The organism is Myxococcus sp. CA033 (assembly GCF_013336625.1).
GTDB lineage: Bacteria > Myxococcota > Myxococcia > Myxococcales > Myxococcaceae > Myxococcus > Myxococcus llanfairpwllgwyngyllgogerychwyrndrobwllllantysiliogogogochensis.
The window spans coordinates 1,358,549-1,374,481 of the sequence record NZ_JABUMU010000001.1 but is presented as its reverse complement, the minus strand read 5'-3'; the positions used below and the strand labels follow the sequence as shown (position 1 = coordinate 1,374,481).

Genomic DNA, 15,933 nt, shown 5'->3' with positions numbered 1-15,933 from the left:
CTGAATGAAAGAGGGGCTCCCACGGTGGTGGGGGCCCCTCTGTCGTTTCAGGGTGTGCCGCGTGCCTGCCGTGTGGCGCTCAGCCCTCGGCGACGGCCTGCACGCTGGAGCGGTAGATGAAGATGCGGGCGGTGTTGGTGCGCTGGTCCGCGGGGACGACGAAGAAGCCGGGCGTCGTTCCCTTGAAGTCCTGCGAGAAGCCGGCGACCTGGCGTCCGTCGTTGAAGGTGACGCGAATCTTCTGGCCCTCGGCCTGGGGCTGACGCGCGCCCGCGGCGAGCATGAAGAAGATGGCCTTCACGCGCTTGCCGGGAATCTGCTCCGGCGCGTAGCCGCTCTGCTGCTCCAGGGAGATGACCTCGTCGAGCAGGTCCGCGTCGCGGATGGTGCCGCGCTTCACCTGTCCTTCGACGGTGTGGATGATGACGCGATGCTCACCTTCGATGAACGAGGTGATGGGCTCGGTGTGCATCGGCGGGGTGACCGCGAAGAGCGGCTCCCGTGAGGCGGCGAGTGTCTGCGTGCGCTCGGCCAGGGACGCGGAGGCCCGCGCGGTGGGGAGCGGGCTGGCCATGTAGGGATTCGGCTGGGCCGGTGCGGGGCTTCTGAGCGCGGAGCTCAGCGCCGCCGCGGCCACGGCGGTGGCGGCGAGTGGAGGCGTGGCCTCGGGAGGCTCGACGGCCTCTTCCACCAGTTCGATTTCGGCGAGGTCCTGCTCGAGTTCGACGGGGACCTCCTCCTCTTCGAGGGGCACAGGCGGCGTGTCGAGGCCGGACTCGGTGGAGGAGAAGTCGTTCACCGGGGCGCCGAACGGATGCGCTTCCTGGGCCTGCCAAGGCGTGGTGGCCGGGGGAGGGGACTCCTCGGACCAGGAGGCGTCTTCGGTTTGGACCTGCTCGGTGGGGAGCGCGTCCTCGGAGGACAGCTCGACCATGGGCTCCACGTCGACGGACGCGTTGCTCCACTCGGTCTGTTGGGCGGTGGCCTCGGCGTAGTGGCCTTCGTGGGCTGTGGGCTCACTGCTCCACGTCGAGGTCGGAGTGGCGGAGTCGGGAGAGCCGCTCCACTCGGACTGGGGGACGGGCTGCTGCTCGGACCACTCGGCGGTGGGCTCGGGCTCCGCTGAGACCCACTCGGGTTGGAGTTCGACGGGAGCGGCTTCGGCCGTGTTCCAGGCGGACGAGGGTTGCGTGCCGGGCGCGGACCACTCGGACTGCGCGGGGGCCACTTCCTCCGGGGTTCCAGACCACTCGGCCTGGACCGCGTCGGCGGGGAGTTCCTCTGGGGTGGCCCACTCGGGCTGAGCGGTGGCGGTGGCTGCGTCGCCCGTGGTGGCGGACCAGTCGGTCTGGACAGCGTCGGCGGGGAGTTCTTCCGTGGAGGCCCACTCGGACTGCGACGCGGGAGTGCCGGCTGCGTCCGTGGTGGCCCACTCAGCCTGGACCGCGTCGGCGGGGAGTTCTTCCGTGGTGGCCCACTCAGACTGAGCGGTGGCGGTGACTACCTCGCTCGTGGATGCAGACCAGTCGGTCTGGACGGCGTCGGCGGGGAGTTCCTCCGTCGCGGCCCACTCGGCTTGTGCTTCCGTCGAGGCGGCGTGCTCTCCCGGAGTCTCCGTCGTGGCCCATTCGGCCTGGACGGCGTCGGGTGCGAGCTCTTCGGCCGTGGCCGCCCACTCAGGCTGGGCCGTGGCAACCGGCTCGCCCGTGGACTCCGCGGCCCACTCTGCTTGAACAGCGTCGGGGGCAAGCTCCTCCATCGCGGCCCATTCGGGCTGCGCGGTGGCGGTGGCGGTGTCACCCGTGGACGCGGACCATTCGGTCTGGACCGCGTCGGCGGGGAGTTCTTCCGTGGCGGCCCACTCGGGCTGAGCGGTGGCGGTGGGTGCTTCGCCCGTGGAGGTGGTCCACTCGGTCTGCACCGCTTCGGGCGCAATCTCTTCCGTCGTGGCGGCCCACTCGGGCTGCGCGGTGGCAACCGCTGCGTCGCCAGTGGCTGCGGACCACTCGGTCTGGACAGCGTCGGCGGGGAGTTCTTCCGTCGCGGCCCACTCAGGCTGAGCAGGGGCGGCTTCGCCAGAAGCAGTGGCCCACTCGGCCTGGACAGCGTCGGCGGGGAGTTCTTCCGTGGCGGCCCATTTGGGCTGAGCAGGGGCGGCTTCGCCAGGGGAGGTGGCCCACTCAGTCTGGACAGCGTCGGCGGGGAGTTCTTCCGTGGCGGCCCATTCGGGCTGAGCAGGGGCGGCTTCGTCAGGGGAGGTGGCCCACTCGGTCTGGACCGCGTCGGCGGGGAGTTCTTCCGTCGCGGCCCACTCGGGCTGCGGAGCGGGAGTGCCGGTTGCGTCCGTGGTGGCCCACTCGGTCTGGACTGCGTCGGCGGGGAGTTCCTCGGTCGCGGCCCACTCGGGCTGCGGAGCAGGAGTGCCGGTTGCGTCCGTGGTGGCCCATTCGGCCTGGACTGCGTCGGCGGGGAGTTCTTCCGTCGCGGCCCACTCAGGCTGAGTGGTGGCGGTGGCTGCGTCGCCGGTGGTGGCGGACCACTCGGTCTGGACCGCGTCGGCGGGGAGTTCCTCCGTCGCGGCCCACTCGGGCTGTGCCTCGGTCGTCGACCACTCCGACTGAGCGGCCTCGGGCGCGAGTTCCGTCGGCGCTGCCCATGCCTGCTCGGCATGGCCTTGCTCGGCCTCGGTGGATGCGGCAGCCCACTCGGATTGGAGTTCGATGCCCTCGGAACTCGCCGTGGCGGAGTCCCCCGTGGACGCGTCTGAGGACACCCACTCGGGTTGCAGCTCGATGGGCGCGCCCTCTTCCGTTGCTCCGACATGCTCCGAAGCGAGGCTCGCGCTGCTCGCCAGGGGCTCCAGGTCACCTGACTGCGTGCCCCATTCGCCCTCGCCGGAAGCGTCGGCCGGAAGGTCCAGTCCTCGCTCATCCGAAGTCGAGAACTGCCCAGGCTCAAGGAACTCGCCAGCGCTCGCGAGAGGCACGGCCTCCTCGGGATTGCCGCTCAGGTCGAATCCATCCTGCGAAGCCGCAGCACTGAGCGACGCCGCTGTCCCCGTGAAGTCGGTCGCCGCGTCGGTGTCGACCGCGATGGTGTCGGCCTGGAGATCGGGCCCGACCTGCACAGCGCGAAGCTCCAGTGAAGGCACCGTGTCCGTGCTGAAGGGCGACTCCACGGCAGACGAGGCTTCCGCCTCCACGCCAAGGTCCCCCACCTCGAAGGTAGGGGGCTCACCCTGAGCTGCCGTCTCCTCGAAGGGTGTGGCGCTCACTTCCTCGGTGCTCACCGGCTCGGCGGAGAGGAAGTCCTCGGACGCTCCTTCGGTGCTCACATCACCGCCATCGAGCGCAATCTCCTCGACGGCGGGCGAAGTGGCGACGTCGGAGTCTCCCTGTGCGCTCTCTACCGACGGCGAGGCGTCCCAGCTGCTTGAAGTCGCGTCGAGAGACAGCTCCCCGGCATGCGACTCCGGAGCCGATGCCGCGAACTCTTCCGCCGAAGCGGGCTCGAGCATGTCGGACGCATCGAGCGAAATCTCCGCGCCAGCGGCATCGTGAGCCGCTGCCGTGGAATCCTCGGTGCCAGCATCCCGCGGCGCGAAGGTGGACTCGCCCACGCCAGGGTCCTCGGACGACTCGTAGGCCGAGTCGCTCAAGATGCCCGTGTCCTGGGCGGCGAAGTCCAGGTCAGCTCCCGCGTCGTGCGCGGCAGCGTCGCTCGCCGAAAGCTCCTCCGTCACATCGCTCGAGTCGAGCGACATGGGTTCGGCGTTCTCCATCGCCCCGACGTCGATGACGTCATTGGCGTCGGCGAGGTCCGTCGCGGACGACTCCATCGGGTCCACGGCCAGGGGCGCGGAGGCCCAGGCTTCGTCGAGGGACGAAGGGGCCTGTTCCTCGGCCAGCATCGGCTCGCTGTCCGCTGTCGCGTCGAGCAGTTCGACCTCCGAGGAGGGAACCTCCACCTCGGACTCGGAGGCGGTGAGCGTCGTTTCCTCGGAAGGCTGTGCCGCGAGGAGCGTGGACGTCGAGGGCTCCTCGGCCGATTCGACCTCCAGGGAGAGGTCGGCGAAGGACGACTCGAGCGAGGTCTCCGGCTCACGTCGCGGAGCGGCCCGCTCCACCTGCGTGTCGAGCTCTCCGAAGTCCTCTTCCGCGGCCAGCTGTGATGCCTCGCTCGGCGCGACGTCCTGGTGGCTCAGCGGCGGCTGTCCGCTCTCGAGGTCGTCGGTGGCGTCCTCGAATGCGTCCGTGGTGGGCACATCCGTTTCCGAGACCTCCAGCACGTCCTCGAACGACGAGGCGTCGGACGTGGCCACGGTCGGCGCACCAGCAGGGGGCGTGGGACTCGGGGCCATCCACGGGGCCGGCTCACTCAGGGCGGGGATGTCGATGTCGTCCGCGCTGAGGGCCAGGTTCTCCGGCTCCGGGGCGGGAGGCGTGTAGGGGGCCTGGGCCGGCTGCTCGTAGCCCGCGTAGTAGGACTGCTGCGCGGGGTCGGTGGCCTGGGCCTCATGCGGCTCGGCGGCGGGCCAGCCCTGGTTCGGATCATGCCCCTGCTGCTGCGCGTAGGCCTGATTCGGATCGTAACCCTGCTGCTGCGCGTAACCCTGGTTCGGGTCGTAGCCCTGCTGTGCGTAACCCTGATTCGGGTCGTAGCCTTGCTGCTGCGCGTAGGCCTGATTCGGATCGTAGCCCTGCTGCGCGTAGGCCTGATTCGGATCGTAACCCTGCTGCTGCGCGTAGGCCTGATTCGGGTCGTAGGCCTGGTTCGGGTCGTAGCCCGGCTGCGCGTAACCCTGATTCGGATCGTAACCCTGGTTCGGGTCGTAGCCCTGGGCGGGGTAGGCGTACCACTGGCCGTCGGCGCCGTAGTAGCCCTGGGGCTGCTGCTCGTAGCCAGCGGGGTAGGCGTACCACTGGCCATCAGCGGCGTAGTAGCCCTGGGGCTGCTGCTCGTAGCCAGCGGGGTAGGCGTACCACTGGCCATCAGCGGCGTAGTAGCCCTGGGGCGCCGCCTCCTGCTGCTGCCAGGTGGAGGCGTCGGACGCGGGGGTGTCCTGGATGCCGAGGAGGCCACGCAGCTCTCCCCAGCGCGCCTCCTCCACGGGAGACAGGCTGCCCAGCTTCCGCTTCTCGTCGAGGAAGCGAAATTCTCTCATTGCTGCACGCGTGTCCGACATCCGTCACCTTGCTGCGGACGGCGGACTGCCCGGTTACCGTCGCAGCGCAAATGGGGGGGCTGCGAGTGTAGGAGACTCCCGGGGAGGGGTAAACCAAATGGACCAAGCTTGCCCGGCCGCTACCTCTGCCGGACGATCTTCTCGATCTCCGAATCGAGGTCTTCCAGGGTCATTCCGTAGTGGGTCTTCAGCGCCGCCTCGAAGGGCACCTGCCGCTTGCACACATCCCGGGTGAGGGTCAGCAGGCGGTGGGCGCCCTCCCGGCGCATCAGCTCCTGGACCGCCATTCCGGAGATGGCATACGCCATGGTCGCGCTGGGGGTGTTGATCGGGGAGACCTTCATCATCTGCTTGACGCTGATGAGGGACAGGGTTGGGTCGGCGAGCACCGTCCGCATCTGATCCACCATCTCCAGGTCGGGGCCCGGGACGTCCAGGTACTTCCACTCCACGAACATGGAAAGCCCCTCGTTGTACCAGAGGGGAAGGCGGACCATGTCGCCGTCGCCCCCTCCGCAGATGTCGGCGACCGTGGCATGGACGTACTCGTGGATGATCGTGGCCTTGGTCTCCTTCGTCAGCTCCTTGGCGTTGTTGATGGCGATGGCGTTCTCGAAATACTTCCCAGCCACGACCCTCGCCACGCGCGGACCGAAGGCCGTCGCGAACTCCTGGCCGGTGTAGAGCACGACGGACACGGGGGTCTCGCGTGCCTCGCCCAGGACGCCTCGGGTGAAGTGGTAGGCATCGCTGAGAATCTCGACGATGTGCCCCTCGTAGTCAGCACGTTGGCCGAAGTCGCGATCATTGTTGAAGTAGCTGATGACGAACCGGCTGTTGGAACGCACCCGCATGCCCCTGGCGTCCACCCCGGACTCGAAGCCGAGCTTGGGCCCCCGGAGGGTCATCCCCGGCCGCGTCTCGAGTGACACGACGGAGGCCTCCTCGCCCCCCATCGCGCTCGCGGGACGTGCCTGCCCGGGCTGAGGGGCGGAGCTTCCAAGGCGCCGGGAGATGCGCGTGGCCTCGGACCGGGCCGCGTCTTCCTGAAGTGTCTGCTGGCGGGCTTTCTGGAGCAGTCGTTTGGCCTCGGCCGACTCCTTCGCGCGGGGAGGCACCTTCTCGAACGCCGCCTGGGCGCCCACGAAGTCCTGCTCCTCCAGCAGCAGCTTGCCGAGCTCCAGCGGGAAGCTCCCGTCCTTGGGGAAGAGCGTCACGCCCTTCACCAGGGCGGACTCGGCCGCTGCCCGCTGCTCCGTCTTGCGCGCGGCGCTCGCCAGGCAGCGGATGGCCGGCGCGGACTCCTCGTACAGGATGGCGCGCTCTCCCATCGAGTACGCCATCACCGTGTCGTCCTTCATCAGCGCCTGGCAGCCCTTGACCAGCGCGCCGGAGACCGTGGCCCGCTGCTCCGCCGGAACCGCCTTCGCATCCCCTGACGCGAAGGCCAGGTACAGCTCCTCCCAGGACTTCTGTCCGGAGAGTTCTTTCGCCTTCTGGGCGGGCGTTTGCGGCGTGGTGGCGAGCAGGAGCGCGACGAACAGGAAACGCATGTCCCCAGTATGGCCGAGCCCCGCCGCGTGCGCGCAAGACCCCAGCTACTTGCGGGCCACCTGCCAGCCCAGCTCCTCCAGGGCTTGCTCCAGCTCGCGGATGTGGGCCGGACCCGTCGTCTCCAGCGTCACCTCCACCATGGCCTCGCCCAGCCCCGCCTTCGAGAAGGCGCGCTCGTGGTGGAGGTCCACCACGTTGGCCCTCAGGTCGGCGATGCGCGAGGTCAGCCGCGCGAGCATCCCAGGCCTGTCCGGCAGCCGCACCTCGAGCTGGACCAGGCGTCCGGCCTTCACCAGTCCGCGCTCGATGATGCGGCTGATGACGTTCATGTCGATGTTGCCGCCGCTCAGGATGATGGCGGTGCGCTTGCCCTTGGCCTGGGGGACGCGGCCATTGAGCACCGCCGCCACGCCCACCGCGCCCGCGCCCTCCACCACGCTCTTCTCCTGCTCCAGCAGCGTGAGGATGGCGGCGGCGATCTCCTCCTCGTCCACCGACACCACCGCGTCCACGTACTTGCGCACCATGGGGAAGGTGAGCTCGCCCACCCTCTTCACGGCGATGCCATCCGCGATGGTGGTCCCCGCGGCGGGCAGCTCCACCAGCTTCCCGGCTTCAATCGACGCCTTCATGCTGTCGATGGTGGACGTCTGCACTCCCACCACGATGACGCCCGGCTTGCTCTCCTTCAGCGCGCACGCCACGCCGGAGATGAGCCCGCCTCCGCCAATGGGCACCAGCACCACCTCCACGTCAGGCCACTGCTCCAAGAGCTCCAGCCCCAGCGTCCCCTGGCCCGCGATGACATGCGCGTCGTTGAAGGGGTGCACGAAGACGAGCCCTTCCTCCTGCTGGATTCGCAGCGCCTCCGCGTAGGCCTCGTCGTAGTTGGAGCCCTTGAGCACCACGCGCGCGCCGTACTCATCCCGCGTGCGCGACACCTTGATGAGCGGCGTGCGCTCCGGCATGACGATGGTGGCCTTCACCCCCAGCCGACGCGCGTGGTAGGCGACCCCCTGCGCGTGGTTGCCGGCCGACGCGGCGATGACTCCGCGCTTTCGCTCCTCCGGCGTCAGCGTCAGCAGCTTGTTGAGCGCGCCGCGCTCCTTGAAGGCGCCCGTGCGCTGGAGGTTCTCCAGCTTGAAGTACACCGCCGCGCACTCCGTCCGCTCGGTGAAGTAGTCCGAGGCGGGGCAGGGCGTGGGGCGGATGGCGTCGCGCAGACGCTCCCGCGCGGCGAGGATGTCCTGGAGGGTGACCATGAGCGTGCGCGTGTAGCGGAAGCGCGCCCCGGGCGGAAGGGACAGTCGGCACCGGAGTGCCCGCCCTCCCGGGTTGCCGCGATGCGGCAGGCTCGCCCGGCGGGAGGACGGACGGGCACGCCCGCGCGCGTCAGATGCCGCGCAGCACGGTGGCCTTGCCCACCCGGCCGATGGCGAGGATGTAGGCCGCCGTCCGCATGGAGACCTTTCGCGAGCGGGCAATCTGCGCCACGCGCTCGTAGGCCTCCTTCATCGTCTTCTCCAGCTCCGCGTTGACGCGGTCCTCTTCCCAGGACAGGTGCTGGAGGTTCTGCACCCACTCGAAGTAGCTCACCGTGACGCCACCGGAGCTGGCGAGCACGTCCGGCACCACGAAGATGCCGCGCTTCTCGAAGATTTCGTCCGCTTCCGGCTGGGTGGGGCCGTTGGCGCCCTCGATGATGAGGCGCGCGCGCACCGCGTTCGCGTTGTCGCGGGTGAGCACGTGGCCGAGCGCCGCCGGGATGAGGACCTCGCAGTCCGCCCCGAGCACGTCCTCGTTGCTACACGCCGTGCCGCCACCGAAGCCCGTCACGGTGCCGGTGCGCTTGACGTGCTCGAAAAGGGAGGGGACGTCCAGGCCCTGCGGGTTGCGCACGCCGCCCAGCACGTCCGACACGGCGACCACCACGCCGCCGTCTTCCCACAACAGCTGCGCGGTGTGGCTGCCCACGTTGCCAAAGCCCTGAATCGCGAAGCGCGTGCCCTTCACCGGCAGGCCCAGGTCCCTGAGGATTTCGCGGCACACGTACAACAGGCCGCGCCCGGTGGCCGCCTCGCGGCCCTTGGAGCCGTAGAGCTCCAGCGGCTTGCCCGTGACGACGGCGGGCGAGTGGCCGTGGTAGCGCGAGTACTGGTCCATGATCCACGCCATCACCTGGGGGTTGGTGTTGACGTCGGGGGCGGGGATGTCACGCGTGGGGCCGATGACGTCCTGAATCTGGTCGACGAACTTGCGCGTCAGCCGCTCCAGCTCCTTGAGGCTCAGCTGGGAGGGGTCGCAGGCGATGCCGCCCTTGGCGCCGCCGTAGGGCACATTCACGACGGCCGTCTTCCACGTCATCAGCGACGCGAGCGACGCGGACTCGTCCTGGTCCAGGCCGGGGTGGTAGCGCAGGCCACCCTTCATGGGGCCCCGGCTGTTGTCGTGCTGAATCCGGTAGCCCAGGAAGGTGCGAATCTCGCCGGAGTCCATCTCGATGGAGACCTGGACCTTCACCTCGCGCAGCGGCGTGGCGAGCAGCGTTTCGATGGGGGTGCCCACGTCCATGATCCGCGCGGCCTTGCGGAAGAAGTAGTTGGTACCCTCGACGGCGCTCATGTTTCGCAGTGCTCCTGGTGGCTGCGGTGGGTCCAACCGGTCCCGCCCCGCGCGAAAGACCTTAACAGAAGGGGTGCGCTACCATAGGAAACTGCCATGTCTCCCGGCCCTCCGGATGCTTCCACGGTGAACGGACACCTGCAGGGCCTGGCCCGGCGGATTCGCGCGCTGCGAGAGCGACGCGGCCTCACCCAGGAAGACTTCGCCGCCCGGTGTGGCATCTCCGTGTCCTTCGCGTCACTGCTGGAGCGCGGAGAACGAGGCCCCAGCTACGAGACGCTCCTTCAGGTGGCCGTCGCGCTGGAGCTGCCCTTGTGGGAGCTGCTCCGGCTGGATGACGTGGACGACGCGGGAGCCCACCGGCTGGAGGGCTTCGCCCGGGCCCGTCGGCTGTCGCGACAGGACGTGGACCGGCTGCTGGAAGTGGCGGAGGTGATGTTCAGCGCGGGCCCCATGCCGTCGCGGCCCACCGGGCCCGAGCCCGCGCGCTGCGAGGAGCCCGAGTGCGAGCGGCCCGTGCTGGCCCGAGGCCTGTGCACCGCCCACTACCACCGGGCCCGACGCAGGAAGGCCGCGGAGCAGGAAGGCGCCTGACCCGAGAGGGGCGCATCCCCGAGTCATCTCGGAAGCGCCCAGGCCAGCAAGACGCCTGCTCCGAGTCCTGGCTCGCGGCGGCCCCGGGAAGCACGTGCCTCCCGGGGAGAGCACCGGATTACTTCTTGCGAGCGCGCTCGACCTTCAGCGTGCGCTCACCGTGCTGCTTGCCGTGCGTGGTCTCGAACCCGGCGGCGTCCTCATCCGCGACGAAGACGTACGCGTAGGTCGGGCGCAGGTCCATCCGCGCGACCTTGCCGGCCGGAGCGCCCGCGGCCTCGAGCGCGGCGGTGACGCCCGCCTCATCCAGCCCGTCCTGCCTGCCCAGGCCCACCCACAGGCGCACCTGGCCCGGCAGGTCCGGCAGCGCCTCGTGACGCGGACGCCGCTCCTCGCGCGAGCCGCGCGGGCGGTGCCGCTCCAGCTTCAGCGGCTTGTCGCCGTGCAGCTTGCCGTTGAGCGCCTCGAAGGCCGGAGCGTCCGCCTCGGCCACGTAGGCGTAGCCGTAGGTGGGGCGCAGCAGCGCCTTGAGCACCTTGCCGGCGGGCGCGCCCGCGGCCTCCAGCGCGGCGGGCAGCTTCGCCTCGTCCATGCCGTCATCCATGCCCAGGTTGGTCCACAGCTTCACCTCGCCGGGGCCCGCGTCAGGAGACGGGGGCGGACGGGTGCCGGGCTCGCGCTCGGTGCGCGGCTTGCTCTTCTCCACGCGCAGCGTCTTGGTGCCGTGCTGCTTGCCGTTGAGCGTCTCGAACCCCGGGGAGTCGTCCTCCGCGACGAAGACGTACGCGAAGGTGGGGCGCAGCTCGGCGCGCACCATCTTCCCCAGCGGCGCGCCGGCGTCTTCCAGGGCCGTGGCGATGCTGCCCGGCCCCAGGCCGTCCGCCGTTCCCAGGTTGACCCACAGCTTCACCTCGCCAGGGCCCGCCTCCAGCGCCGCGGCGCCTCGGCTCGCGCCCGGGTCTCTCTCCCGACGGGGCTCGTCACGACGCGGACGGCGCTCGCGGTCCGGGTGCTCCGGGCGGGCCATGGGCTTCTCGCCCCGCTCACGCCGCTCCTCGCGCTCGCGACGCTCACCGCCGCGCTCGCGCTTGTCGTCGCGCCCGCCGCGTCCACGGCCCTCGCTCCGGCTCTCGCTCTTGCGCTCGGGGGCAGGCTCGCGGCGCTCGGTCTCCTGGGCGGCCTGGGCCTTCTCCATGCGCAGGTGGCTGAAGAAGTACTTGAGCAGGAAGGCGACCAGGTCGTCCGCGTTCGGCTTGTTCTTCAGCTGCGCGGCCAGGGGCAGGAAGCCCTCGAAGATGGAGGAGCCGGAGGCCTCCTGGATTTCGCGCACGTGGCGCTCCGTCCACAGACGCATCGCCTCCTCGGGCGCGGGCATCTCCTGCTTCTCGAACTTGATGCCGTACTTCTTCTCCAGCACGGTGTACGTCGCCAGCTCGCGCCCGGAGAAGAGGTTGATGGCGGTGCCCTTGTTGCCGATGCGGCCGGTGCGGCCGACGCGGTGCAGGTACACGGCCGGGTCCTCGGGCAGCGAGTAGTTGATGACGTACTCGAGGCCGGAGATGTCGATGCCGCGCGCCGCGATGTCCGTGGCGACCATGAAGGCGACCTCGCCGCGCTTCACCTTGCCCATCACCCGCTCGCGCTCCTTCTGCGGCAGGTCTCCGTTGAGCAGCTCCGCATCGAAGCCGTTGCGGTTGAGCACCGCGGTCACCAGCGCCGTGTCATCCCGCGTGTTGCAGAAGATGATGGCGTTGGGCGGCTCCTCCTTCTCCAGGATGTAGATGAGGTTGCGCGGCTTGGGGAAGGCGTCCGACACGTCGTAGCGGACGTGGTGGATGTGCTCCACCGTGAAGACGTCGCCGGACAACAGCAGCGTCTCCGCGTTCGTCGTGTACCGGGCGATGAGGTTCTGGATGTCCGTGGGGACGGTGGCGCTGAAGAGCAGCACCTGACGCGCCTTCGGAAGACGGTCGAGGATGCGGGTGACTTCCTCGTAGAAGCCCTGGTTGAGCATCTCGTCGGCTTCGTCCAGCACCGCGTGGTCGCAACCGTCCAGCTTCAGGTTGCCCCGGTTGATGTGGTCGAACACCCGGCCCGGCGTGCCGACGATGATGGGCGTGCCCTCCTCGAACGCGTCCTCCTGCTGCTTCATGGAGGCGCCGCCGTAGATGGCCGCCACCTTCACGCCCTTGTTCTTGCCCAGGGACCGCAGCTCGTCCGCCACCTGCATCGCCAACTCGCGCGTGGGGCAGAGGATGAGGGCGCGCACGCGCTTCTCGTCCGCGGGAATCTTCTCCAGCAACGGCAGGCCGAACGCGGCCGTCTTACCAGTGCCAGTCTTGCTGCGGACAATCAGGTCCTTGCCCTCCATCACCGGCCGGAACGCCCGGGCCTGGACAGGGGTGGGATGGGTGTAGCCGCGCTCCGCCAGCGCGCGGCGGAGGGGCTCTGACAGGTTCATTTCGTCGAAGCCGATGTCCGCGATGTATTCGGCGGGACGGGTCGGGGCTTCTTCGGTGGCCGGGCTGCCCGGCGCGGTGGGCTCTTGGATGTCGCTCATCAAGCAGGGGCATAGCTCCTGCATTACCCTCTGGCAACAATCGCGGCACTTTGGGGTATGGAGCGCCCATGGCGAGTGGAGGGAAAAGAACCAAAGGAACGACTTCCCGGCCCCGAGCGAAGCGGGCGGCGGGCAGCGCGCCCGCCCAGGCGGAGGTCGTCGAGGCGGAGGTGGAGGAGCCAGGGGCCCAGACAGCGTCGGACCCGGATTCCTTGGAGCCGGACGTGGCCGAGCTGGTTGACGCGGAGCCCGAGGTGGAGGTGGTCAGGCCCGTGCCCTCCCGGGCCCTCGTCAAGTCGAGCGAATCAGCGCTCTCCAACCGGGACCCCCTCCAGGCCTACATGACGGAGGTGCAGCGCCACCCCCTGCTGACGCGCGAGGAGGAGCTGGAGCTGTCGCGCCACTACCGCGACACGGGCGATGTGCGCACCGCCTACCGGCTGGTGGCCTCCAACCTGCGGCTCGTGGTGAAGCTGGCCCACGAGTACCACCGCAACCCGCTTTCCCTGTTGGACCTGGTCCAGGAGGGGAACATCGGGTTGATGCAGGCGGTGAAGAAGTACGACCCGGAGCGGGGCGTGAAGCTGAGCAGCTACGCGGCCTGGTGGATTCGGGCGTACATCCTTCGCTACATCATGGACAACTGGAAGATGGTGAAGCTGGGGACGACGGAGGCCCAGCGGAAGCTCTTCTTCAAGCTGCGCCAGGAGCAGGACAAGCTCGTCGCCCAGGGCTTCGAGGCCAGCCCCAAGCTGTTGGCGGAGCGGCTCAACGTCACCGAGCAGGACGTGGTGGAGATGGACCAGCGGCTCGGCCACGACGAGCTGTCCATCGACGCGCCGCTGGGCGGGGACGACGAGGGCTCCCGAGGCACCCGCGCCGACCGCTACCTGCCGTCGGGCGCCATCCCCGCCGACGAGCGACTGGGCGCCGAGCAGCTCAAGGCCCTGTTTCGCGAGAAGCTCGCCGAGTTCTCCCGCACGCTGGAGGGCAAGGAGCGCTTCATCTTCGAGAACCGCCTCACCTCCGACGAGCCGCTGACGCTCCAGGACATCGGCGACAAGTACGGCGTCAGCCGGGAGCGCGCGCGGCAGATAGAGGCGGCGCTCATCCAGCGGATGCGCGAGTTCATGCGTGAACACATCCCCGACTTCGACCTGGTGGCGTCGCCCAAGGCCTGAGGGGGCGGGAGCGCGCGGCGAGGGCGGGGAGCGCTATGCTGCCCGCTGTCGTCACCGCTTCCTCCTGGGGGTTCTCCATGGGCCGCATCTTCCGCGCCTCGGGCGTGTGTCTCGTCGTCGCCGCGTTGCTGACGCTTGTGGGTTGTGCTGGCTCGCTTCGGCAGAACTACCTGCGCGACAAGGCGGCGGACCATGTCTACCGACGGCCGCTGCCGGACTTCTGGCCCGACGTGAAGGCGCTGCTCAAGGAGCAGGGCTACTCGTGGAAGGAGATGCCGGGCCGCTTCGTGCTGGAGACGGAGTGGCGCGACTCTGGCGGCGGCACCCTGGGGCCCACCTCCTCCTCGCGCTTCCTCGTCGAGGGCCTCACGCTCAATTCCGGGGGCGCCATCCTCCGGGTGATGCGGGGCAACCGGGTGGCCCAGTCCATTGGCGTGGGCAACGTGGACCAGCGAATCGCCACCGGCGGCTCGCAGCGCGCCCAGGAGGAGCAGGCCCAGGCCCGCCTCGACTCCACCACCAGCGGCGTGCTGCCCACCCAGCAGAACTACGCGCGCGACTTGGAGCTGGAGCTGATGTTGCTCCAGCGAATCGACCCGGCGTCGGCCGCGAAGCTGGAGGCGGACGCGGTGAGCGCCCACCCCTGAGCCGCGCGGCGGCGTGACGTCACTTCTTCCAGGGCCGGGAGATGACGCAGGCGTTGATGCCGCCCACGCCCATGGACAGCTTGCCCGCGCAGCCGGCGGGCGCCGCGACGGCCTCGTCGAACACGAAGCGGCCGTGGACGCGGGAAATCTGCTGGTTGAGTTCCTTGGGCTTCAGCGGCGTGGGGAACACCTGCCCGCGCCCGTAGCCCAGGTACTGCGCCGTCAGCTCCCAGCCGCCGCCCGCGGACATGCCGTGGCCGAACGTGCCCTTGCGCGCGGTGATGAGCACCGACGCGGGCAGCACGTCCCGCAGGTTCTGCACCTCCAGGTAGTCACCCGGGGTGGCGGTGGCGTGCAAGTCCCAGCTCCCCACGTCGTCGGCCGAGCAGCCCGCGGCGGCCAGCGCCTCGCGGATGGCCAGGGTGGGGCCTTCCTTGGACGGGGTGATGATGTGGTCCGCGTCCGCGGTGACGCCCACGGAGACGGGCTCCATGCCCAGCGGCTTGAAGCCCTTGGACGTGAAGTAGTCGTAGTCGCCCAGCACCCAGACCACCGCGCCTCCCGCGATGTGCGTGCCGCGCAGCGCGGTGAGGGGCTTGGAGATGGCGGCGTCGGCGGAGATGACGCGGGCGTTGTAGAAGCCGCCCACGACGAGCGGGTTGGGCGCCGCGTCCGTCATGCCCATGACCACGGCCTTCGCCTCGCCCAACTGGAGCGAGTTCATGGCCAGCTTCAGGCCATAGCCGAAGGACGAGCACGCGGCGACGGGAGCGAACGTCATGCCGGTGATTTGACCCAGCATCGAAATCTGCGAGGCGGGCGTGTTGTGGATGTTCCACAGCACGTTGGAGGAGACGGCGTTCCAGGGCGGCTCCGGCGCGCTCCACTTCTTCTGCAGCCGGGCGTTGCGGGTGCGCTTCTCCTTGATGACGGCAAGCTTCGCGGACTCCACGTCGGCGCCGTCCGGCACGCCGATGGCCTCGATGTCGCGCAGCTCCGCCAGGTACTCGCGCAGCTCCGTGGACTGGGCCGTCCAGAAGTGCCACCACGCGTCCTCGGCCTCGTCGCGGATGCCTTCTTCCACCGACGACGGCTCCGGCGGCAGGCCCGCCAAAGGCTCGCGCGTCTCCAGCCACTTGCGCATCACCGCGTTGCGCTCCGGCGCGGACCAGAATCGGTCCCACCGGCGCTGGGCGCGGTACAAGTCCAACGAGATGGACTGGATGGTGGGCAGGTCGCCCAGACCCGTGCCCACGTAGACGTGCGCGCGGGGCCCCAGGGCCTGCAGCTCCTGCTCCAGGCCGGGGTTCTGCGACAGCGACTGGATGAACGCGCCGATGGCGAACTGCGTCGGCTGCCCCATCTTCCGCTCCAGCTGCGAGAAGCGGTTGGCCGGGAAGCGCTCGTCAATCCAGGGCTTGTAGTCGGCCAGCTCGAACTCCGGCGTGCCGACGAGGAAGTTGTCCGGCCCGAAGCCGTTGAAAGGGGACAGCCAGCTTTCGGAGGACGTGAGGTTCCTCTCGAACGCCTCGATGTTCCTGGACCGGGGGGCGACGACGCCCCAGCCGAAGATGCCAACTCTGCGCACGG

General features: G+C 69.6%; 9 protein-coding genes. 3 read left to right on the top strand and 6 right to left on the bottom strand.

Annotated elements, in window-relative coordinates:
• Positions 1–79 precede the first annotated feature (79 nt).
• The 4 genes from HUA78_RS47430 to HUA78_RS05345 all read right to left on the bottom strand — a co-directional run bounded on the left by HUA78_RS47430 (position 80) and on the right by HUA78_RS05345 (position 9,361).
• Positions 80–5,164, bottom strand: a complete 5,085-nt coding sequence (locus HUA78_RS47430) for a hypothetical protein (protein WP_305798515.1) — start codon at positions 5,162–5,164, stop codon at positions 80–82.
• 140 nt (positions 5,165–5,304) lie between these two features.
• Positions 5,305–6,738 carry a peptidase MA family metallohydrolase gene (locus HUA78_RS05355; RefSeq protein WP_174464411.1) on the bottom strand — a complete coding sequence of 478 codons (1,434 nt, stop codon included), beginning with the start codon at positions 6,736–6,738 and terminating at the stop codon, positions 5,305–5,307.
• Positions 6,739–6,783: 45 nt separating this feature from the next.
• The gene (gene ilvA, locus HUA78_RS05350; RefSeq protein ID WP_174475773.1) at positions 6,784–8,001 is read right to left on the bottom strand and encodes a threonine ammonia-lyase; all 1,218 of its coding nucleotides are present in this window, start codon (positions 7,999–8,001) and stop codon (positions 6,784–6,786) included.
• Positions 8,002–8,131: 130 nt separating this feature from the next.
• Positions 8,132–9,361 (bottom strand): Glu/Leu/Phe/Val dehydrogenase, encoded by a 1,230-nt coding sequence (locus tag HUA78_RS05345; RefSeq protein WP_141640722.1) that lies wholly within the window; start codon positions 9,359–9,361, stop codon positions 8,132–8,134.
• Positions 9,362–9,457: 96 nt separating this feature from the next.
• Between HUA78_RS05345 and HUA78_RS05340 the strand changes: the two genes are divergently transcribed.
• Positions 9,458–9,955 carry a helix-turn-helix domain-containing protein gene (locus HUA78_RS05340; RefSeq protein ID WP_174464409.1) on the top strand — a complete coding sequence of 166 codons (498 nt, stop codon included), beginning with the start codon at positions 9,458–9,460 and terminating at the stop codon, positions 9,953–9,955.
• 118 nt (positions 9,956–10,073) lie between these two features.
• On the opposite strand, the gene HUA78_RS05335 is transcribed toward HUA78_RS05340, so the two are convergent.
• The gene (locus HUA78_RS05335) at positions 10,074–12,515 is read right to left on the bottom strand and encodes a DEAD/DEAH box helicase (RefSeq protein ID WP_174464408.1); all 2,442 of its coding nucleotides are present in this window, start codon (positions 12,513–12,515) and stop codon (positions 10,074–10,076) included.
• 68 nt (positions 12,516–12,583) lie between these two features.
• Here HUA78_RS05335 and HUA78_RS05330 point away from each other — a divergent pair, with 68 nt between their 5' ends.
• The gene (locus tag HUA78_RS05330; RefSeq protein WP_141640719.1) at positions 12,584–13,696 is read left to right on the top strand and encodes an RNA polymerase factor sigma-32; all 1,113 of its coding nucleotides are present in this window, start codon (positions 12,584–12,586) and stop codon (positions 13,694–13,696) included.
• Positions 13,697–13,773: 77 nt separating this feature from the next.
• Positions 13,774–14,343 (top strand): hypothetical protein, encoded by a 570-nt coding sequence (locus tag HUA78_RS05325; protein ID WP_174475772.1) that lies wholly within the window; start codon positions 13,774–13,776, stop codon positions 14,341–14,343.
• A 19-nt stretch (positions 14,344–14,362) separates the two neighbouring features.
• Here HUA78_RS05325 and HUA78_RS05320 read toward each other — a convergent pair whose 3' ends face one another.
• Positions 14,363–15,931, bottom strand: a complete 1,569-nt coding sequence (locus HUA78_RS05320) for a beta-ketoacyl synthase N-terminal-like domain-containing protein (protein WP_141640717.1) — start codon at positions 15,929–15,931, stop codon at positions 14,363–14,365.
• Between the last annotated feature and the right edge of the window lie 2 nt (positions 15,932–15,933).

What these genes read in the sequence shown, in the direction of transcription:
- HUA78_RS05325 (WP_174475772.1), top strand. Translation starts at nt 13,774, where the DNA reads ATGGGCCGCATCTTCCGCGCCTCGGGCGTGTGTCTCGTCGTCGCCGCG.
- HUA78_RS05355 (WP_174464411.1), bottom strand. Translation starts at nt 6,738, where the DNA reads ATGCGTTTCCTGTTCGTCGCGCTCCTGCTCGCCACCACGCCGCAAACG.
- HUA78_RS05345 (WP_141640722.1), bottom strand. Translation starts at nt 9,361, where the DNA reads ATGAGCGCCGTCGAGGGTACCAACTACTTCTTCCGCAAGGCCGCGCGG.
- HUA78_RS05335 (WP_174464408.1), bottom strand. Translation starts at nt 12,515, where the DNA reads ATGAGCGACATCCAAGAGCCCACCGCGCCGGGCAGCCCGGCCACCGAA.
- HUA78_RS05330 (WP_141640719.1), top strand. Translation starts at nt 12,584, where the DNA reads ATGGCGAGTGGAGGGAAAAGAACCAAAGGAACGACTTCCCGGCCCCGA.
- ilvA (WP_174475773.1), bottom strand. Translation starts at nt 8,001, where the DNA reads ATGGTCACCCTCCAGGACATCCTCGCCGCGCGGGAGCGTCTGCGCGAC.
- HUA78_RS47430 (WP_305798515.1), bottom strand. Translation starts at nt 5,164, where the DNA reads ATGAGAGAATTTCGCTTCCTCGACGAGAAGCGGAAGCTGGGCAGCCTG.
- HUA78_RS05340 (WP_174464409.1), top strand. Translation starts at nt 9,458, where the DNA reads ATGTCTCCCGGCCCTCCGGATGCTTCCACGGTGAACGGACACCTGCAG.